At 55.4% G+C, this 20,445-nt stretch carries 18 protein-coding genes; 6 read left to right on the top strand and 12 right to left on the bottom strand.

Going from position 1 to position 20,445, the window contains the following annotated elements:
* From HUF19_RS00925 to HUF19_RS00900, 6 genes are all read right to left on the bottom strand, one after another.
* Entirely contained in the window at positions 1-345 is a 345-nt protein-coding gene (locus HUF19_RS00925; protein ID WP_260998090.1) for a hypothetical protein, read from the bottom strand.
* A gap of 79 nt (positions 346-424) precedes the next feature.
* The gene (gene rdgB / locus HUF19_RS00920; RefSeq protein ID WP_260998089.1) at positions 425-1,039 is read right to left on the bottom strand and encodes an RdgB/HAM1 family non-canonical purine NTP pyrophosphatase; all 615 of its coding nucleotides are present in this window, start codon (positions 1,037-1,039) and stop codon (positions 425-427) included.
* Entirely contained in the window at positions 1,036-1,503 is a 468-nt protein-coding gene (locus HUF19_RS00915; protein WP_260998088.1) for a DUF4426 domain-containing protein, read from the bottom strand. Before HUF19_RS00915 ends, rdgB begins: the two co-directional genes overlap by 4 nt.
* A 2-nt stretch (positions 1,504-1,505) precedes the next feature.
* Positions 1,506-2,108 carry a methionine biosynthesis protein MetW gene (gene metW / locus HUF19_RS00910; protein WP_260998087.1) on the bottom strand — a complete coding sequence of 201 codons (603 nt, stop codon included), beginning with the start codon at positions 2,106-2,108 and terminating at the stop codon, positions 1,506-1,508.
* Complete coding sequence (metX, locus tag HUF19_RS00905) at positions 2,105-3,265, bottom strand: homoserine O-succinyltransferase MetX (RefSeq protein WP_260998086.1); 1,161 nt, start codon at positions 3,263-3,265, stop codon at positions 2,105-2,107. Before metX ends, metW begins: the two co-directional genes overlap by 4 nt.
* Positions 3,266-3,372: 107 nt before the next feature.
* Complete coding sequence (locus HUF19_RS00900) at positions 3,373-4,983, bottom strand: ATP-binding cassette domain-containing protein (RefSeq protein WP_260998085.1); 1,611 nt, start codon at positions 4,981-4,983, stop codon at positions 3,373-3,375.
* A gap of 359 nt (positions 4,984-5,342) precedes the next feature.
* Between HUF19_RS00900 and HUF19_RS00895 the strand changes: the two genes are divergently transcribed.
* A complete protein-coding gene (locus HUF19_RS00895) occupies positions 5,343-6,581 on the top strand; it encodes an S-methyl thiohydantoin desulfurase family protein (RefSeq protein WP_260998084.1) in 1,239 nt (412 codons plus the stop codon).
* The gene (locus HUF19_RS00890; RefSeq protein WP_260998083.1) at positions 6,578-8,158 is read left to right on the top strand and encodes a PAS domain-containing sensor histidine kinase; all 1,581 of its coding nucleotides are present in this window, start codon (positions 6,578-6,580) and stop codon (positions 8,156-8,158) included. The genes HUF19_RS00895 and HUF19_RS00890 overlap by 4 nt, the downstream gene beginning before the upstream one ends.
* Before the next feature lie 68 nt (positions 8,159-8,226).
* Here the strand turns inward: HUF19_RS00890 and HUF19_RS00885 are convergent, their stop codons facing one another.
* Together HUF19_RS00885 and HUF19_RS00880 are read right to left on the bottom strand one after the other, a co-directional pair.
* Positions 8,227-9,447 carry a polyhydroxyalkanoate depolymerase gene (locus HUF19_RS00885; RefSeq protein ID WP_260998082.1) on the bottom strand — a complete coding sequence of 407 codons (1,221 nt, stop codon included), beginning with the start codon at positions 9,445-9,447 and terminating at the stop codon, positions 8,227-8,229.
* A 282-nt stretch (positions 9,448-9,729) separates the two neighbouring features.
* Entirely contained in the window at positions 9,730-10,740 is a 1,011-nt protein-coding gene (locus tag HUF19_RS00880; protein WP_260998081.1) for an AraC family transcriptional regulator, read from the bottom strand.
* A gap of 150 nt (positions 10,741-10,890) precedes the next feature.
* Here HUF19_RS00880 and HUF19_RS00875 point away from each other — a divergent pair, with 150 nt between their 5' ends.
* Both HUF19_RS00875 and HUF19_RS00870 read left to right on the top strand, forming a co-directional pair.
* Positions 10,891-11,238, top strand: a complete 348-nt coding sequence (locus tag HUF19_RS00875; RefSeq protein ID WP_260998080.1) for an Mpo1-like protein — start codon at positions 10,891-10,893, stop codon at positions 11,236-11,238.
* Between the two features lie 221 nt (positions 11,239-11,459).
* The gene (locus tag HUF19_RS00870; RefSeq protein ID WP_260998079.1) at positions 11,460-13,088 is read left to right on the top strand and encodes an acyl-CoA synthetase; all 1,629 of its coding nucleotides are present in this window, start codon (positions 11,460-11,462) and stop codon (positions 13,086-13,088) included.
* Positions 13,089-13,163: 75 nt separating this feature from the next.
* Here the strand turns inward: HUF19_RS00870 and HUF19_RS00865 are convergent, their stop codons facing one another.
* Both HUF19_RS00865 and HUF19_RS00860 read right to left on the bottom strand, forming a co-directional pair.
* Positions 13,164-13,847, bottom strand: coding sequence for a hypothetical protein (locus HUF19_RS00865; protein ID WP_260998078.1), 684 nt, complete (start codon positions 13,845-13,847; stop codon positions 13,164-13,166).
* A gap of 74 nt (positions 13,848-13,921) precedes the next feature.
* On the bottom strand, positions 13,922-14,437 hold the full coding sequence (locus HUF19_RS00860) for a dihydrofolate reductase (RefSeq protein ID WP_270049432.1): 516 nt from the start codon (positions 14,435-14,437) through the stop codon (positions 13,922-13,924).
* 219 nt (positions 14,438-14,656) lie between these two features.
* On the opposite strand from HUF19_RS00860, the gene HUF19_RS00855 reads away from it, so the two are divergent.
* Complete coding sequence (locus HUF19_RS00855) at positions 14,657-17,167, top strand: Ig-like domain-containing protein (protein WP_260998077.1); 2,511 nt, start codon at positions 14,657-14,659, stop codon at positions 17,165-17,167.
* Between the two features lie 59 nt (positions 17,168-17,226).
* A complete protein-coding gene (locus tag HUF19_RS00850) occupies positions 17,227-18,750 on the top strand; it encodes an OmpP1/FadL family transporter (RefSeq protein WP_260998076.1) in 1,524 nt (507 codons plus the stop codon).
* A 40-nt stretch (positions 18,751-18,790) separates the two neighbouring features.
* Here HUF19_RS00850 and thyA read toward each other — a convergent pair whose 3' ends face one another.
* A complete protein-coding gene (gene thyA / locus HUF19_RS00845; protein ID WP_260998075.1) occupies positions 18,791-19,585 on the bottom strand; it encodes a thymidylate synthase in 795 nt (264 codons plus the stop codon).
* Positions 19,586-19,602: 17 nt separating this feature from the next.
* Positions 19,603-20,412 carry a prolipoprotein diacylglyceryl transferase gene (lgt, locus tag HUF19_RS00840; RefSeq protein ID WP_260998074.1) on the bottom strand — a complete coding sequence of 270 codons (810 nt, stop codon included), beginning with the start codon at positions 20,410-20,412 and terminating at the stop codon, positions 19,603-19,605.
* Positions 20,413-20,445: the final 33 nt, after the last annotated feature.

The raw sequence follows: 20,445 nt of genomic DNA, 5'->3' as shown, positions 1-20,445 counted from the left end.
TCAGACTTCAGCCAGATCCAGAGCCTGCAGCAAGGTTTCTGCCTTGGCGGCCCATTCATTACTTTCGTGTGACAGACGGGTATTGTCTTTTTTCAGGCGCTCGTTGTCTTGCTGCATTTGTAGTATTTGCGCATTCAGTTGCTCAATCTGCTGTTGCTGAGCCAGAGCTGCAGCATCGCGTTCAACCAGTTGCGCAGCAGCTTCAGCCAGTTGCTGCCGGGTCTGTTGCTGTTCGTTGTTCAGTTTCTGCACATCTTCCTGCAGCTGCATATTATCCAGCTGCAGGGTTTCGATGCTGCTGATGGTACGTAACACTTTCTGTTCAAGCTGGTCGAAAATATCCACACATTACTCTTTGTAAAAAATAATAAAAAAGCCCGCACCATAAGCGCGGGCCAGACTTGCCATCCCTGAAGGGGAAATATCAGACGTGCCAGCGCGCCAGAAGCTGCTGAATCGCCTGACCACGGTGAGAAAGCTGATTTTTACGTTCTTTATTCAGACTGGCTGCAGCACAGCCTTCGCCCGGCACAAAGAACAGCGGATCATAGCCAAAGCCATCACTGCCTTCCGGTGCGGTTAAAATACGCCCTTCCCAGCACCCCTGAAACACCTGTGGCGTCGGGTCGGCGGCATGACGCATATACACCAGTACGCACTGGAAACGGGCAGTACGCTGCGCCTCAGGAACATCTTTAAGTGCCGCCAGCAGCTTGGCATTATTGGCACTGTCGCCCTGGCCGAAACCATCGCCGGCTGCGGCATAACGGGCACTGTAGATACCCGGTGCGCCCTGCAGGGCATCGACTTCCAGACCGGAGTCATCGGCCAGTGCCGGCAGACCGGTAGCGGCGCAGGCATTGCGTGCCTTAAGAATGGCATTTTCAACAAAACTGAGGCCGGTTTCTTCGGCCTCAATCACATTAAGCTGAGTTTGCGGAATCAGCTCAATATTCAGTCCGGCAAAATGGGTGTCGAACAGTGCGGAAAATTCCCGCAGTTTTCCGGCATTACCGCTGGCGAGTACTATTTTGTTCATTCTTCGTAAAACCGCTGGCTGAATTTCACATCAAAGGTGCGGCTCTGGCCTTCCGGCGTCGCTTTCAGGTTAACGTTATACATGTCTTCATCATCGAAACGGAAAGTGGTGATGTAATACACCGCGTTGGTTTCTTTGATTTCCTGAAATTCCAGCTCGCGGCTCTGGCCAATCAGATTACGGATAGTACCGGTCACTGTACCGCTGACCGCCACCGGCACATCGCTGCCATCTTCATTATGCAGAATCGATACACTGATATAGCCCAGCGCCCGTGAACGGGTGATGCCATAGGCTTCAGCCGCTTCCGGCGGCAGGAAGCTGGAGTTAAGGCCGATATAGTGAATTTCGTAGTCACCGAATACCTTTTTCTGTTCACCACGGTCGGCGGCCAGCAGCAACGGGCTGAAGGCGGCACACAGGGTGAATAAACATGCTGTAAAAACCTGAGTCAGTGCTTTCATGATCATTTCCTTGTGATGTGATAAACGGCAATTTCACCCAGCATGGACGGCCACAGGCGAATCGTCCAGTGTTCTTTATGCTGGTCATCGACCACGGTTTTATTAAGGATGCGGATGCCTTTTTCACGGCACAGCATCTCAAAATCGCGGAAGGTACACATATGAATGTTGGGCGTGTCGTACCAGTTATACGGCAGCGTTTCCGACATTGGCATACGGCCTTTCAGCAGCAGATAAAAACGCGTACGCCAGTAACCAAAGTTCGGGAAGGTAACAATGGCTTCCTCACCGATGCGCAGCATTTCATCGAGCAATAAATCCGGGCGCTGCACCGCTTGCAGCGCCTGGGTCATGATGACGGTATCAATGCTGTTATCTTCAAAATTACTCAGACCTTTATCCAGATCCTGTTCGATAACATTGACGCCATTGGCAATACAGGCAGTGATTTTTTCCGGATTAATTTCCAGACCATATCCGCGCACATTTTTATGACGCTTCAGGTAGCTCAGCAACGAGCCTTCGCCGCAACCAAGATCGAGTACCTGACTGTCGGGCTTAACCCATTGCTGGATAATGGCCAGATCATCGCGTAATACCGTCATGCTTTCCCCTCCACGCCAAGACCACTTGCCACACGTTGCATATAGGCTTTGAAAATATCCATATAACGCGGAATCGGCAGCAGGAAAGCATCATGGCCGTTTTCCGATTCGATGCAGGCATAACTGACGTTTTTATCGGCGTGCATCAGGGCATTCACAATTTCTTCCGAACGCGCCGGAGAGAAACGCCAGTCGGTAGTAAAAGAAACCACCAGATAGTCGCACTGCGAGCGGCTCAGACATTTCACCAGATCGTTATCAAAATCGGCGGCCGGATCAAAATAATCCAGTGCTTTGGTCATCAGCATGTAGGTATTGGCATCAAAGCGCGTACTGAATTTTTCGCCCTGATAATGCAGGTAGCTTTCCACCTCAAATTCCGGCGCAAAGCTGTAATTCAGTTTGCCTTCTTTCAGCTCACGGCCGAATTTCTGCCGCATCGCATCATCTGACAGATAGGTTAAGTGCCCCAGCATGCGCGCCTGCATCAGACCGGATTTCGGGATGGTGCCGAATTTGTGATACCAGCCGTCATGGAAATCCGGATCTTTGGCAATGGCCTGACGTGCGACTTCGTTAAAGGCAATATTCTGCGCCGATAATTTCGGTGCCGAAGCAATCACCACCGCATGGCGTACGCGCTCAGGAAACTGAATCGACCAGCGCAATACCTGCATGCCACCCAGCGAACCACCAACCACGGCGGCCCATTGCTGAATACCCAGCACATCGGCCAGCCGCGCCTGACTGTTTACCCAGTCACGCACCGCCATAATCGGAAAATCCGGGCCGTACACTTCACCGCTTTCCGGATTGATGCTGGTCGGGCCGGTCGAACCTGAGCAGCCGCCTAAATTATTCAGCGCCACCACAAAAAAGTGGTTGGTATCGATGGCTTTGCCGGGACCGATGGCGGTATCCCACCAGCCGGGCTTTTTATCGTCCATGCTGTGGTAACCGGCGGCGTGATGATCGCCACTCAGGGCGTGACAGATCAGCACCGCGTTGGATTTATCGGCGTTCAGGCTGCCATAGGTTTCGTACATCAGATCGTACTGCGGCAGAACCCGGCCACTGCGCAAAGTCAGTGGCTGATCAAAATGCTGTAACTGGGGAGTGACCAGACCGACGGAGTCGTCGGGAATAACATCCGGCATGAGCGTTCGTTTCCCGCGTTGGTGAAAGCTGACAATTAAGGCGCGGAGTTTATCAGGCTTGCCGCCAGAAGACAGCAGCGGCAGCAAGCCTGAACACGCCGTTGCTGTTACAGCACCAGCGTCTGGCTGATCCCGCAGCCCGCAGCAAAGTGCCCGTCATGGCTGACCAGAATCAGCGCCCCCGGATAAGCCCGTAAGGCCTGCGCCAGCTGTTCACGGCTGTGCCTGTCCAGATGATTATCCGGCTCGTCGAGCAGCAGCAACGCTCCGGGAGTTTGCTGGGTGACCAGTAACAACGCCAGCTTCATACGCTCACCACCGCTCAGGATGCCGGCCGGGCGCAGACAGGCCTCTGCATTTAACCCAACCCCGGCGAGCAAGGTGCGCGCACTGGTCGTATCCAGTGATGTTGCCCGCAGCAGGTTATCCAGTGCACTGAGATGGTTATGCAGCAGACTGCAGTGCTGATCGAGCAGACGTATTTCGGTGCGGCGCAGAATTGTTGGCCGCTGATCCGCTGTCGCAAGCAACTGCAGCAGGCTGCTTTTGCCGGAGCCGTTATCACCGCGCAACCACAGATGCTCGCCCTGCTGTACGGCAAAGGTCAGGCGCTGCTCAGGGCGGTACGGCAATGGCTGATCCGTTATCTGCAGAATCAGCCCACTGCGCAGTTTTCCGGTCGTGGGCAGATACCACTGGGCGAGCGGACTGTCTTCCTGCAACCACTGCTGCTGACGCTCTTTCAGCTGACCGGCAGCCTGCTCATGCTGACGGCTGCGTGCCCGGCTCTGCCGCCCCTGCTGCTGCTCCGCACTTTGCTGTTTGTTATCCAGCAGCAGTTTGCTCTGGCTGCCATCGCGGCGCTCACGCTTACCGCTTTGCGCCCGGCGGGCTGCTTTTTCCTGGCTGCGCTGGGTGGCGCGCTCTACCTGTTGCAGACGCTGGCGGCTGCCTTCCAGCTGCTGCAGCAATGCCTGCTGCTCCTGCTGACGCTGCAGCAAAAACTGCTCATAGTTGCCACCGTACTGATACAGATGGCCGCTGCGCAGCTCCAGAATATGCTCCATTGCCTGCAGCAGCTGCACATCATGACTGACCAGAATCAGCACGCCGCGAAAAGCCGCCATCTGCCCGATCAGCCACTGCCGGCCACTGCCATCCAGATGATTGCCCGGTTCGTCGAGTAACAGGACATCGGGCTTTGATGCAAACAGCAGCGCCAGTTGCAGGCGCATACGCTGACCACCACTCAGCACCTGCGCCGGACGTTGTAAACGCTGCATTAACTGCGCAGCCTTATGGTCTGATTCATACGCCAGACCATAAGGCAGCAGAATCTGCTGCAAACGCTGCGGCAGACTCCAGTCATCACCGATCAGCTCAAAATCGGCGGCGCTGGCCATGCCTTCTTCCACCCGCTGCAAAGCCTGTAACCGCTGACTGAGATTTAAGTAGTCCGCCAGGCTCTGAGCGTTACGGGGGCCATCAGCCTGCTGTTGCGGTAACCAGGCGCAACGCCCGCCGCAGCGGATATGGCCCTGCTGCGGCTGGCGCTGCCCGGCCAGTAATTCCAGCAACCATGATTTTCCACTGCCATTACGGCCGCACAAACCGTAACGGCCGGCCGTCAGCGACAGCTGAATATCCTGCAGAATATGCTCACCTGCAGCACTTTGCGCACACAGATGTGCGCACTCAAGAAGAACGGATTGGGACATAAGCGACTCCTGCGGCAGCAGGCGCATAGCGGGTACACAGAGGTAGTGTAAGAAGAGAGAGGTACTGCCAGACCCGACATACGCAGTCCTGCCCGCCGATTAAAACCAAAAGAAAAGGGTTAATGACGGAAGCAGGGCGTTTAAATCATGTCGGCGCGGACTCCGCAGAAGAATTCAGAAGTGGCAGGTTAAGAAAAAGCGGCATTGCTGACAAGATTATGACTGCGTTTTCCTGCGGTGTTTTCGCTTTGTTGACGCTTGCTGTGTCGTTACTCTCAGAATGAGCGGGGCATTTCGCGCTATACAGTGGTTTCACCTTTGGTCTAAAGTTGAAAGATCTCAGGAAAAGGAAGTCCGCTATGCAGCCCATTGCCACACCTGCCACGCTCAATACCGATGATCTGAAAGCCATGGTGTATGGAGCCTGTTTTCTTGCCTCAGGCGGCGGTGGCCCGATCAGCATGGCGCTCGATTTCCTGCAGCGCATGAGTGGTACCGTCAGCCTGCTGCCGGTCACGCAACTGCAACGGGATAAAACAGCGCTGATGGTGGTTGATCTGGGCTCTCCTGACGCCGCAGCCGAAGGCCATGGTTTCACTGCTCCGGTTAATGCTTTCAAAAGCCTCAGCGCTTACCTGAAAGAAAAAGAACAGAAAACCATCGCGTACCTGCTGCCCGGCGAAATCGGTGCGGTGAATACCCTGATCCCGTTTTATATCGCCTCCATGATGGATGGCAAAATCGCCGTGATCGACGCCGACCCCTCCGGCCGTGCCGACCCGCGCCTGACCGAAACCCTGCTGGCCGCAACCGACGCACCGAGCTGCCCGGCTATGATTGCTTCCGATACCCAAACCAACACTGACCTGCGCTGTAACTGGACCGCCGAGCCTTTTGCATCAAACCTGTTTCTCGATCTGAGCGCCGCCGAACTGGAAGAAATGGCCCGCGAAACCGTCAGTCAGCCGGAGTATCATCAGGTCGGTGGTATGGCCTGCTATCCACTCGACACCAATTTTTTGCAGAGTCCGGCCGCGAAAAATTCGCTGGTGTATAACTCCGTCGGCCGTGCGCTGATTATCGGCCGGCAAATCCTCAGCTCCCCATCTGTGCCGGCGTTATCAATGCTGCTTGATCTGCTGCATATCCATAACTACATATTTACCGAAGGTAAAATCAGCAAAATTATTAACCGTACCCACGGTGGTTTTGATGTCGGCAAGATTATTATCAGCGCACCGACAGGTGATTACTGGGTGTATTACAAAAACGAAAGCCTGCTGGCCTGGGATGTAAAACAAGGACGGCCACATGCTATTGCCCCGGACTGCATTAACATCATGCTGGCGACAGCCGACGGTACAACACCGGCCGGTACGCCACTGTCGACCGCTGATATCCGCGAAGGTCAGAGTTGTACCCTGTGGGGAACCGCCTGTCCGGAAGCTATACGCATCACGCCGGTGATCAGCCAGTTTATGGATGATCTGAACGATATTCTCAGCGCCTTCCCGGAAGACCACGTAGCGGTGTCCGCCTATATTCCGATTGAAGACCTGAATCCCACAATCTGCACCACGGAACAGGCGAAAAAATGAGCGCGGAGAACCGTTCTGACAGCGGCCTCGATCTTGAGACCCATCTGTTCTACGAAATCTGGCGAAACTCTCCCGATAACATGTTTATCCTGCGGGTGGGCGAAGATGATTTTTACTTTGTAAAAACCAATCTGTCACAGCAGCTGAGCCTGGAGCTGGTATCCGCCGCCCCCAAAGATATGGGCATCAAAGAACTGATGCCCCCTGATTTGTACGAACAGGTCAGCGCCAACTACAAGCGCTGTATGGAACGCAAAGAACCCATTCAGTACGAAGAAACCGAAGAACTGACCAGTCACGATGGCAGTACGCAATATTGGAGCACAACACTTTCTCCGATTTTTGGCTCCGCCGGTGAGGTGCAGTATATCTTTGGCATTTCGCGCAATATCACCCGCCTAAAACAGGCGCAGAAAGCGGCCGAAGCCGCCAACGAAGTAAAGACCTCATTTCTGGCTAATATGAGCCACGAAATGCGTACCCCATTAAATGGCATCCGTGGCGCTGCCGAGTTATTACTCAAGTGTGATGATCCGCAGGAAAAAGAAGAGCTGTGCCGGCTGGTTCTTAATGCTACCGAAGCCCTGACTCGTCAGACCTCCGATATTCTCGAATATGCCCGCATCGACAGCGGCAATATCCGGCTGGAAAATGCACCATTTTCTCTGCGCGAAGCCGTTAAAGATGTGCAGAGTCTGGTACAGCATGGAATACAGGAAAAGAACATCCGCTTCAGTGTGAATATCGACAGCCGCATCCCCGACCAGCTGCATGGCGATGGCGGCAGACTGAAACAGATTCTGCTGAATCTGGTCAGTAATGCGGTTAAGTTTACCCACGAGGGCAGCGTCTCCCTGACCATTGATCTGAGTAAACGTCTTGGCCAGGAACACCAGCTGCGTTTCCGCGTTGTTGATACCGGCATTGGCATCCACGCTGATGATATGGATAAATTATTCCGCCCGTTCAGTCAGGTCGATCAGTCCACCACCCGCCGTTATGAGGGCAGCGGTCTGGGTCTGACCATCTGTAAAGATCTGGTGAATGCCAAAGGCGGGAGCATTGAAGCCAGCAGCGTTCCCGGCAAAGGTTCTGTGTTCGAGTTTAACCTGAGTTATCCGGCACTCATGCAGGACAATCTGCTTACAGGAAAAATAGATCCGCTGCCCAGAATTCCTGATCTCAGCGTTCTTCTGGTTGAGGATAACCGAACCAATCAATTAGTGACCGGAAAAATTCTCTCCCATGCCGGTATTAAGGTGACCATTGCAGAGCATGGTATGGAAGCACTGGAATACTGCCAGAAGCAGCGCTTTGACCTTATTTTAATGGACTGGCATATGCCGGTTATGGATGGTTTAAGAGCAACCAGATTATTACGGGAAATGGATAATTATTATCGCTCCGTTCCCATTATTGGTCTGACAGCCAATGCTATGGAACAGGATCGCCAAACCTGCCTGAGCGCCGGCATGGATGACGTGGTGTTAAAGCCTCTCAGCGGAGAAAAACTGCTGCGCTGTATTGCCCGTTTGCATACCGGCCGGGAAGCACCGGCAGTACAAAACGCGCCCTGATATTCTGCGCATAAAAAAAGCGGCCGTTGTTTGTAGCAACGGCCGCTTTTTTTATTATCGGAAAACCTTCAGGCGTGTTTCTGCATAAAGGCTTTTACTTTAGGGGCGATGCTTTCGCGGAATTTACGGCCATTAAAGATACCGTAATGGCCAACCCCTTCTTCTTCCAGATGCTGTTTTTTACTCTTGGCAATACCGGCACATAAATCCAGCGCACATGAGGTTTGGCCGCGCCCGGTAATATCGTCAAGCTCACCTTCGATGGTCATCAGGGCCATCGTTTTTATCGCCTTAAGATCAATCTTTTCGCCACGGAATTCCAGCTCACCTTTCGGCAACTGATATTCAAGAAATACCCGGCGGATGGTGTCGAGATAATATTGCGCCGGCATATCCATAACGGCCAGATACTCGTTATAAAACTGACGATGTGCCTCTGCGCTGTCACCGTCCCCCTTCACCAGATCACTGAAAAATTTGAAGTGCTTACTGATGTGCGAGTCCATATTCATCGACATAAAACCGGTCAGCTGAATAAAACCCGGATACACCAGCTGCCCGCGACCTTTAAAACCCGGCGGCACACGGCAGATAACATTATCTTCAAACCATTCCAGATCACGACCGGAGGCATAATCATTCACATCGGTCGGATTAATACGTACATCCACCGGCCCGCCCATCAGACTCATGCTTTTCGGCAGATTCGGGTTGTTATGCATCGCCATATAACCGGCCGCTACCAGTGCCGGTACGCAGGGCTGACACACCGCCAGTACGTGGGTATCCGGGCCCAGCTTTTCCATAAACTCGATTAAGTACTCAACATAATCATCGAAACGGAAACCACCATCACTCATGGGCACATCACGGGCGTTACGCCAGTCGGTAATATACACCTCATGGTCCGGTAAAAATTCACGTACAGTGCCGCGCAGCAAGGTAGCGAAATGACCGGATAACGGTGCCAGCAGCAGCACCTTCGGCTGATCCAGACCGCGGGTACGACGACGGAAATGCAGCAGATTGCAGTAGGGTTTTTCAATCACGGTTTTATATTCAATACCGACAGTGCGGCCGTCAATTTCCGTAGTGTCCAGATCCCATTCCGGTTGTTCGTAATAATCAGTAAGACGTTCGGTCAGCTCCATTGTGGCGCGAACGGTACGAAAAAAGATGCCGTAATTCAGCGGATTCCACGGCTGGTAAAACATATTGCGCGTATGACGTGCGAGTACATGCACCGGGCGCATGGCATCCATAATCTGGGCATTCATTCTGTAGAGCATGATTCGTCCCTCCGTGACCACCACCGGCTGGCAGCAGTGAGAATTATCCGCTTGTGACTGCGCAGCGTAACCTGCGCCACAGGCCTTTTGTTATAACGCTAGCCTATCAGAAAACTTCCGCTGCCATGCAGCAACACAGATCAGCTTTTGTCCGCTTGGGAAGATGTATCGCGGCTGTATATCGCTATAGCAGCGGGCTGTTAAAGATGTGTGGCAACAGTGGCTTCGCGCTGAAAACCATACTTCTGCCTGAGCCGCCGGACAACATCACCGACTGATCATTTACTGACGCGCCTGCCCCGGCGTTTTACCAAACCAGCGTTTAAACGCGCGCTGAAAGTTGCTTTGCTCCTGATACCCCAGCCGCAGGGCGATTTCCGGCAGCGCCACGCCCTGCTGCAATAAGCGCTGCGCCTGCTCACGCCGGACCTCTTCCAGCAATTGCCTGAAGGTTACACCACGGGCACGCAGGCGCCGCTGCAGGGTACTGATGCTTAACCCAAGACAACCAGCCACCCAGGCGCGGTCAGGCTCACCCAGTACCAGCGACTGTTCAATCCAGTAGCGCACATGGGCCAGCGCCTGTTGCTCGTTCAGCTGTTGCAGCGCATGTCGCGCGGCCAGATCCTGCGCCGCCGCCTGCTGCGGATTAGCCCCGGCAACGGCAGTGGCCAGCAATTCATGGCTGAATTCGATACTGTTCTGTGGCGCCGCGAACTGCACCGGGCAGCCAAAGTAGTGCTGCCAGCGTTCGGGATGCTGCGGTGGATGACTGCGCAGGCTGACGTTCAGCGGCCTGACCGGCTGATGGGTAAGCCAGCGTGCCATGGCCACCAGCGCCACCATGGCGGTATGCAATGACAACAGCGGCACCGGCTGGCGGGCATGAAAGCTGATGCGTACGCCCTGTGCGGTTTCCTGCAGTGGTAAATCGATGGCTTCACCGATCAGACGGTGAAAACGCAGCAGCCGTTCCAGCGCTTCGCGCAGGTTACGGCTGGACTGCATGGCGAAGCTGATCACCGGCGCATGTTCGAGGCGGATATCGCGGCCAATGGCCAGAGCCAGATCATCATCCGGATAAGCCGCGACGATCGCACTCCACAACGCGGTTACCCGGGTCTGGGGAATCCGCCCCTGCGGCTCCTGCAGCAGCTCAGCGTCGATTCCGGACTGTTCACACAGCAGCGCACCGTTCAGACCAAAACCTTCGGCGCCCTGTAGCAGCAGACGCACCCAGGCGCTGGAGGTGGTCGCCAGAGGTGGCTGACCGGTCTGTAGCGGCGGTGACATAACGATCTTCCGGGTATAAATGACTCATTATGATAACAATATGACCCGAAAAGCCAATCTGCATTTACTCCCCTGACGTATGTTGAACACAGATCAGACAACTGATAACAACAACCACTAATAACAAGCCATCAGGCAAGGCAGGTAACCATGAGCAAGCAATCCACACAGCCCCAGACAGCCAAAGAATTCAGCAGCTTCGCGGAGTTTTATCCGTTTTACCTCGGTGAACATTCCAACCGCACCTGCCGGGTCCTGCACTACACCGGCACCCTGAGTGCCATCTGTATTATCAGTTATGCCATCTGGAGCAGTCAGTACTCACTGATCCCGCTGGCCTTTGTTGCCGCCTACGGTCAGGCCTGGATTGGTCACTTCTTTTTTGAGCACAACAAGCCGGCAACCTTCAAGTATCCGCTGTGGAGCTTTATGGGTGACTGGGTGATGATCAAAGACTTCCTCACCGGCCGCATCAAGCAGAAAATGCCACAGAAGTAAGCCACTGCCTCTCCTGTCGCGCCCTGAATCCGGGGCGCGCTGGCACCTCCCGCCACCAGCCCCCGATCCGTAGAACTACCTAGCCATTTATACCTATGTCGCATTCACACCCAGAAGGTGCGGGCTTTTAATGCCTGCCTTTCTCCGGCGCCGCATGCATCGCGTGCGCAACGCACAAGGGTGTGTCAGGCGCCGGTATTCATTGCTTATCCGGGGGCTGTATGCAGCACTACAACATTTATGAAATGGGTCTGGATGCCAATCAGGCCAACTACACCGCCTTATCGCCGATCAGCTATCTGCAGCGCGCGGCCTTTGTTTACCCGCACCGTACCGCCCAGATTCATCAGGACACCACCTATACCTGGGGTGAAACCTACGAGCGTTGTGTACGCCTGGCCTCCGGCCTGAAGTCGCTGGGTATCCAGCACGGTGAAACCGTTTCTTTCCTGTGTGCCAATATTCCCCCGATGTTTGAAGCACACTTTGGTGTGCCGATGTGTGGCGCGGTACTGAATGCCATCAACACCCGTCTGGATGCAGAAGCCGTAGCCTTTATTCTGCAGCACGCCGAAACCCGCATTCTGTTTGTCGACCGCGAATTCAGCGACGTGGCCAGCAAAGCTCTGAAACTGCTGGCGGTTAAGCCAATGGTGATTGCCGTTGATGACCCGTACTTTGACGGTGGCGAACTGCTGGGCGAACAGACCTACGAGCAGCTGCTGGAAAAATCTGATCCGGATTTCGTCTGGGAACTGCCGCAGGACGAATGGCAGGCCGTTACCCTGAACTACACCTCAGGCACCACCGGTAACCCGAAAGGCGTGGTCTATCACCACCGCGGCGCGTACCTGAACGCCGCTAACAATATTATTTCCTGGGACATGGGCAAGCACCCGGTGTACCTGTGGATTCTGCCGCTGTTCCACTGCAATGGCTGGTGTTTCCCGTGGACTATCGCCGCTGCAGCCGGTGTCAGTGTTTCCCTGCGCCATGTACGCGCCGACGCCATTTATGGCGCCATTAAAGATCACAAAGTCTCGCACTTCTGCGGCGCGCCGATTGTGCTGAACATGCTGAACAATGCACCAGCCGAGATGAAAGCCGGCATCGAGCATCAGGTTAACGCCATGGTGGCCGGTGCAGCGCCTCCGGCTGCCGTGATCGAAGGAATGGAAGCCATGGGCTTTAAAGTAACCCACGTTTACGGCCTGACCGAAACCTACGGCCCGTGTGTGGTGTGTGAATGGGATGAAGCCTGGAATGAGCGCACGCCGGGTGAACGCGCCGCGCTGAAAGCCCGCCAGGGTGTGAAGAGCCCGATGCAGCAGGATCTGATGGTTGCCGATCCGGATAACCTGCAGCCGGTTGCCCGTGATGGCGAAACCATTGGTGAGATTTTCATCCGCGGCAATATCGTGATGAAAGGCTACCTGAAAAACCCGCGCGCCAGCGAAGAGGCTTTTGCCGGTGACTGGTTCCACACCGGCGATCTGGCGGTATGGCACGAAGATGGTTATATCGAGATCAAAGACCGCTCGAAAGACATCATCATCTCCGGTGGCGAGAATATTTCCTCCATCGAAGTGGAAGATATTCTTTACCGTCACCCGGATGTGGAAGAAGCCGCCGTGGTCGCCAAGCCAGACGACAAATGGGGCGAAACACCTTGTGCTTTCGTTAAGCTGAAGCCGGGCGCTGAAGAAGACGCTGCTGCGATTATGGATTTCTGCCGTGCCAATATGGCGCACTTTAAAATCCCGCGTCACGTGGTGTTTGGCGAGCTGCCGAAAACCTCTACCGGTAAGATCCAGAAGTTTATTCTGCGCGCTCAGGCTAAAGAATCCTGATACCCGGGATTTAACCGCAAGCGTATAAAAACGGGCCTCAGCTGAGGCCCGTTTTTTTATTGCGGCAATATCACCTTACTGCGCACAAGTTACCGGCGACCAGACATCAAAGCTGTCTTCATCCAGCGCATCTTTTTCGCTGTAAAGAAAACAATGGTCACCTACACGCCGTTGCTGTGGCGCAAGACTGCCAGCCTCACCGGTTTCAATAAAATCACGTTGCGGCTCTGGCTGCTCACTGCGCACCGCATCCAGCTGACGACGCAAACGCGGATCGAAAGGCACAGCCTTTAATGACTGCGCGCCGGACGGTTCACTATGGGCATCCCATTCCGCATCCCATCTCACACCCCAGTCCTCCCCCATATTGCCAGCCGGCAGACGCAGTAACGGCGGCGAGGTCAATTGAGGTTCAGTTTTCGCTGAGGTTTCCCGCGCTTTATCCGGTACGGCAGGTGCTGCAGGGGTTTCTGTTGTCGGGTTTTCTGCTGCAGGAGTAGCGGGTTGTTCAGGCACGCGTTGAGGAGGCTGATTGTCGGATACAGTCTGCACAGGCAACGCAGGCTGCAATTGCAGACTCAGCACTGGCATAAGCTTTGTTGGCTGTACTGCCCGCTGCAGCGGCGCAGCCAACAGCAACAGGTGCAGCAGTAGCGATACACCTAAAGCCAGAACCAGAGGATTGTGCAGCAGATAAAACAAATGAGTGGCGTCCCGTCCTTCGCCGGAACAGACTCCGGCGGCGGGGATTAGACGCAACTATTGATATCAGGTTCAGCGCAGCAAATCAGCGCAATTGTTCAGAAGCCGCTCTGAGCCCATTGCAAACCCGCTCAGGCGCGTTCGTACACCACAAAACTGTAGTTGTACGGATTCGGGCCTTCGGCGGCGAAGTCTTCGCGTGCGACTTCCTGCCAGGCACTGCGTTCAAACTCAGGGAAGAAAGCATCGCCTTCTACCTCTGCATGTACTTCAGTCAGATACATACGATCCACCAGCGTCAGCGCCTGAGTATAAATTTCGGCACCGCCAATAATCATGGCTTCATCCTGACCGTTAATCAGCGCAATACTCTCTGCCAGTTCACGGGCCGCTTCGAGGGAGGCAACCACCTTCACGCTGTCGTTAGCGTTAGGCGCCTGATAACCGGCCTGACGGGTAATGACGATGTTGGTGCGGCCCGGCAGTGGCTTGCCAATGCTCTCATAGGTTTTACGCCCCATGATGATGGTTTTCCCCATCGTTACCTGTTTGAAATATTTCAGGTCGTTGGGCAGATACCAGGGCAGTTTGTTGTCGATGCCGATCACACGATTCTGTGCCAGGGCAACGATCAGAGATAACACCATGTGAGATCCTTCAGACGAAATAGCTAACGGGAACCAATTACGCCGGATACACCTGCTTTGGCCATCCGGGCCCGCGAGTATATAACCCTTAAGACTGACAGACTCCAATTCTTTACAATTTAACAGGTTGAGACCCCCTCCTGCTGCCAATACACTCAGGCCGCCTAATAACAAAACAGTCATGTGGCTCTCACCGCCAGAATGACCAGGATAATAATAATGACTCATACTCCCGCTCGTCTGGTGCTGGCCTGCGCCGGAATTCTATTGCTGCAGGGCTGCTTCGAAAGCGGCGCCGACGCCACGCATTCTTCTTATTCCGGTAATGGCTCAGGTTCTGCTACCGGCGATCAGAAACACCCGCCCGGGATTGAAGATCAGGTCCGTTCTGCCGTACGTGTAGCCTTTGATCCCGAAAATCAGGTCATCCCGTTTCCCAACAACCTGCTGTTTGAAGCCGGTGCCAGCACCACAGAAGAACTCGACGGCACACTCAATGTACCCATCGACGACCCTGAAGCCAGCTCAGCCGGCGTTGCGCTGGCGCTGAATGAACTGGACGGTTTCTCCACCACCGAAAGCTGGCGTGTCGCCTTTACCGGCGCCATTGATCCGGCCACGCTGGAAGTCGGCCGCACCGTGCGGGTCTTTGCCCTGAGCACCGACAGCGAACGCTACCCGGCGCGCATCCGCCCGCAGCAGGTCAGCCACGAACTGAGCGCCGACGATATCCAGCTGGATTACCAGAGTGACAGCCATGTGCTGATGCTGCGCCCACGCCGTCCGCTGGCGTACAACACCACTTACAGCATCATCATTACCCACGGCGTGACCGACCCGCAGGGCTTGTGGGTCGATGGCCCGCTGACCTCGGTGGTGGCCAAAGGCCAGACCGCGCTGGAACTCGATGAAAATAACCAGCCAACCGTGTGCGACGACCTCGATAAAAGCGATGTCGCGCTGTTGCAGTGCACCACGCACTTTGCCATTGATCCGGTGCTGCGCGACGAGCGCTTCGGCCTGAACCGCGAGCAGATCATGCTGGCCTGGGCCGTGACCACCCAGCGCGCCGACAGTACCTTTACCCGTCTGGCCGATGCCATCAGCAACCGTGAGCTGAACCCGTCGGTACCGGGTGGTACCAAATGCGACCAGCCGGTGTGCCTGCTGGATGTTGGCTCCCTGTCAGGGAAAACAGCGCCGGAATCACCGGGTGGCAAGACCCTGATCTGGCCGGGCAGCATTCGTCTGCCGGTGCTGAATCATGCGCCATCTGCGGCCACCAGCCTGAGTAATAACAACTACGGCTTCGGCCGCAGCACCAGCACGGACAGCGGCGTACTCTCCGCCCAATGGCAATGCAGCGGCACGTCCTGCAACAGCGATAACGCGATGCTGGGCACTGCCGACCTGAGCAGTCAGCCGCTGTTACCGGCGATCCGGAACTGGGTAACGCACCCGCTGGTGCTGGCCGCGCCGAATCCGTCCCGTGCCGGCGTGCCGGCCAAACCGGCCGGCGGTTATCCGCTGGTGATTTTCCAGCACGCCATTCAGCAGGACCGCACCAACGCCCTGGCTCTGGCCGATGCACTGGCGCAGAAAGGCTTTGCCGTGATTGCCATCGATATGCCACTGCACGGTCTGGTGAAAGGCGATTTACCGGCCGGGGATTCACGTCTGGCACTGTACGCCGGCGATCTCAACGATCAGCTGTACAACTCCACCCTGGCCGCCGCACGCAACATCATCCCGCTGATGGTGGAACGTACTTTTTATCTCGATCTGGTCGATACCGAAGGTAACGTCGCCAGTGACGGCGTGATCGACAGCTCTGGTGCGCATTTCCTTAATCCGTCAGCGCCACTGACCCAGCGCGATACCCTGCGTCAGGCTGGTATCGATCTGGTCACGCTGGTGCGTTATCTGCGTAACGGCGAGTTCCGTCAGTGCGGCATGGACGGCCTGCTGAAATCCTGCAATGCCAGCAAGTTCGACTTCAACCTGAGCAACCACATCAACTTCAGTCAGCTGCATTTTGTTGGCCACTCGGTGGGGAACCTTGTCGCCGCACCGTTCCTCGCCTATGACCAGAACATCCGCACCGTCAGCATGCTGGCACCGACCGGCGGCATTATGCGCTCGCTGGAAGGCTCAGCGGTCATTGGTCCGCGTCTGGCGGAAGGACTGGCAGCTAAAGACGTACTGCCAGGCAGTGAAAATTACTACCGTTTCTTTGCCTCCGTACAGGCCGCTATCGACAGCGTCGAGCCGCTGAACCATGCCGCCGCCATCGCCACCCGCCAGAATGGTGAGGAAAGCGAGCCGCGTCCGGTGTATATGGCGCAGCTGCTGGGGGATAACGACAATCCGGCCGATCAGGTGTTACCGGTGGCCCTGACCCGCTATCCGCTCGCCGGCAGCTCACCACTGGCACAGGCCATGGGGCTTCAGCGCAGCGCCGAGCTGGCGCAACAGGGTGACAATGCCGGTCTGGACATCATCACGCTCGAAGGTCCGCTGCAGGACAATGGCGACCCCGGCGCCTTACAGGTGGCGATGGGCTTCCGCCGGGGCGACCATGCATCTTTCCTGCTGTCCGCGACGGACATTGAGGATCTGAGCCTGAATGGTGATGACCCGCATGCCGAAATGCAGCGTCAGGTTGCCAACTTCCTCAGCCATCAGGGTGTACGGGTGGACTCCATAAACCGTACCAACTGGTTGCGCTGACCGACAGGCGCTGAGCTCAGCGCCTTCTCTCTTATACTAATAAAAACAGGATTAGGGATATGCTCCTTCACTCCCGCTGGCTGCCGCTTGCGCTGGCCATCACCACAATTAATACCGTTCAGGCCGCCGGTCTGGAACTGACCCAGCACGGTGCTAAAGAAATGGCCCATGGTTACGCCGGTACTGCCACGCTGCTGGAAGATGCTTCGGTTATCGCCCATAACCCTGCAGGCCTGATGCGCCTCCAGGGCCGCCAGTTCAGCGGCGGCTTGTCTTTTGTGCACGCCGAAATTGATTACGAAGCACGTTTTATCAGCGAACGTGTGGAGTCGCTGTATGGCCTGCCGGCGCGTGAAGTCAACGGCCCGGGCGCTGGCAACAGCAAGCAACTGACCGTAGTACCACACATCTATTACAGCCAGCGCCTGAATGAAGATGCTGCCATTGGTATTGGTCTGTATGCCCCTTTTGGCTCCGGCACCGAATTCCCGACAGGCTGGGCCGGCCGCTATCACTCAGAAGAAACCCAGCAGACTGCGGTCAATATCAACCCGACCTTTGCGTTCCGCGCCAGCGACACGTTATCGCTTGGCCTCGGCGTGGTGATTCAGTCGTACAGCGCCCGCCTCACCAACCAGATTGATCTTGGCTATCTGGTGGCCGAGGCCGTGCTCGAGCGTGTTGAAGAGCAAAGTGGTGCCTCTGCCGCGCAGGCGGTAGCGCCAACGCTGCTGAATAACTACGGCTCAAAACCGGAATATCAGGTGCTTAATGAAATTGAGATTGCCAGTGTGGCCTATGGCTTCAGTGCCGGTATGTTGTGGCAACCACTGGATGCTCTGCGCCTGGGCCTGAACTACCGCAGCCAGATTTCGCATATTGCCGAGGGCGAAGCGAAACGGACGACGCTGGAGCAGGCTGGGTTCAAGGATAATTTTATTACCCAGATTTCGGCCGATTCTGGCCTGACCCAGCAGGAAGCGGCCGAGACACTGGAAAAAGCCTTCGATGAGCGTGGCTCACTCGGTGGCGATATTGTCTCGCGCATTCATCTGCCGCAATTACTGACACTGAGCGCCCATTACGATCTCAGCGATCGCATCGCTCTGATGGGCAGCGTTACCTACACCAACTGGTCGGTATTTAAGGAAATCCGCCTGGAATATGAAGACACCAGCAGCCGTGGAGGCTCGGACATCACCGGCTCAGGTGATGATGTACGCCGCCGTGATCTGGTACAGCCACTGAATTTTTCCGACACCTGGCGCGCGGGTATTGCCCTGCGTTATCAGGCAACGCCTGAACTGGTGCTGCGCACCGGCTACAGCCAGGATGAATCACCGGTAAAAGACGCCGATTACCGCACACCGCGCGGCCCTGATGCAGACCGCCATATTTTCGGTTTCGGACTGAGCTATAAGCCAGCAGCAGAGTGGGATGTCGATCTGGCCTACAGCCTGATCACTATCGCCCGTGCCGATATCAATGCCCGCGAAAACCCGGCCGGTACCCAGCACCGCGCCGAAGGTCATTCAGAAGGCATACTCAATAATCTGGGGGTGCAGGTAAATTACCGTTTCTGACAGGAGCAACCCTGACCGCTACTGGCGGTCAGGGCGCTTTTCACACCGCAACCGGTGCTTTGATATGAGGGTGGGATTCGTAACCTTCGATCACGAAATCTTCAAACTTATAATCGAACAGGCTGTCGGGCTTACGCTGAATCACCAGCTTTGGCAGCGCCATAGGCTCACGGCTGAGCTGTAAGTCGGTCTGCTCCAGGTGGTTGGCGTACAGATGCACATCACCGCCGGTCCAGACAAAATCACCCACCTGCAGATCACACTGCTGCGCCACCATATACACCAGCAGTGCATAGCTGGCGATGTTGAACGGTACGCCAAGGAAAATATCGGCGCTGCGCTGATACAGCTGGCACGACAGCTTGCCGTCAGCCACATAAAACTGGAAAAACGCATGGCAAGGCGGCAGGGCCATGTTTTCAATTTCGCCGACGTTCCAGGCCGACACAATCAGACGGCGCGAGTCAGGATTGTTTTTGATCTGATTCACCACCTGCGTGATCTGATCAATATGGCGGCCATCTGCGGTCGGCCAGCTGCGCCACTGCGAGCCATACACCGGCCCCAGATTACCGTCTTCATCCGCCCACTCATCCCAGATCGAAACGCCGTTTTCTTTCAGATAGCGGATATTGGTATCACCACTTAAAAACCACAACAGCTCATGAATAATCGAGCGCAGGTGCAGCTTTTTAGTGGTCACCAGCGGAAAACCTTCACTGAGATCGAAGCGCATCTGATAGCCAAAACAGCTGTACGTGCCGGTACCGGTACGATCCTCTTTAAAGGTGCCGTTTTCGCGCACATGACGCATCAGATCCAGATATTGTTTCATGATTCACTCTCTGTCGATTAAGCAGTTTTATGCGGAGCTTTGGCACCCCGGTAAGCCCAGATCATAAAGGCGATACCGATAAGAATCATCGGCAGACTGAGCAATTGTCCGCGACTCATCCAGCCAAACAGATCAAAGCCGATGTGCGCATCCGGCTCACGGAAGAACTCAGCGATGCTGCGGAACAGGCCGTATCCTATCAGAAAAGCGGCGCCAACGGCCTTTTGTGGCCGTGGCCGGCTGGAGAACCACCACAGAATCACAAACAGCAGAAAGCCTTCAAGTGCGGCCTGATACAGCTGCGATGGGTGACGCGGCAGATCACCGGCACGAGGAAATACCATCGCCCAGGGCACATGCGCAGGATCAGCGACCCGGCCCCAGAGCTCACCACCAATAAAGTTACCGATACGGCCGAACATCAGACCCAGCGGTACGAAGGGCGCGACAAAGTCACCGACATCAAAGAAATTCTTTTTGTACTTATGGCCAAACCAGGCCAGCGCCAGCAAAACACCCAGCAGGCCACCATGGAATGACATTCCACCTTCCCAGACACGCAGCAACCACAACGGGTCTTCCAGAAACTGCGGGAAGTTGTAAAACAGCACGTAACCACAACGGCCACCAAGGATAACGCCCATAGCGCCATAAAAAATCAGATCGGACACCTGCTGTGGTGTCCAGCCTGAACCCGGACGCTTGGCGCGCATGTTGGCCAGCCACCAGCTGGTACCGAAAGCCAGCAGATACATCAGGCCGTACCAGTGAATTTTCAGCGGGCCAATGGCCACCGCAACAGGATCAATATCAGGGTAGGTCAGCATACGGACTTCCTTGCAACAACAGTCAGACTCAAG

Origin of the sequence: Thalassolituus hydrocarboniclasticus (assembly GCF_025345565.1) — a bacterium.
In the GTDB taxonomy this organism is placed as follows: domain Bacteria; phylum Pseudomonadota; class Gammaproteobacteria; order Pseudomonadales; family Oceanobacteraceae; genus Venatoribacter; species Venatoribacter hydrocarboniclasticus.
This window is presented reverse-complemented; position numbering and strand designations above follow the sequence as displayed.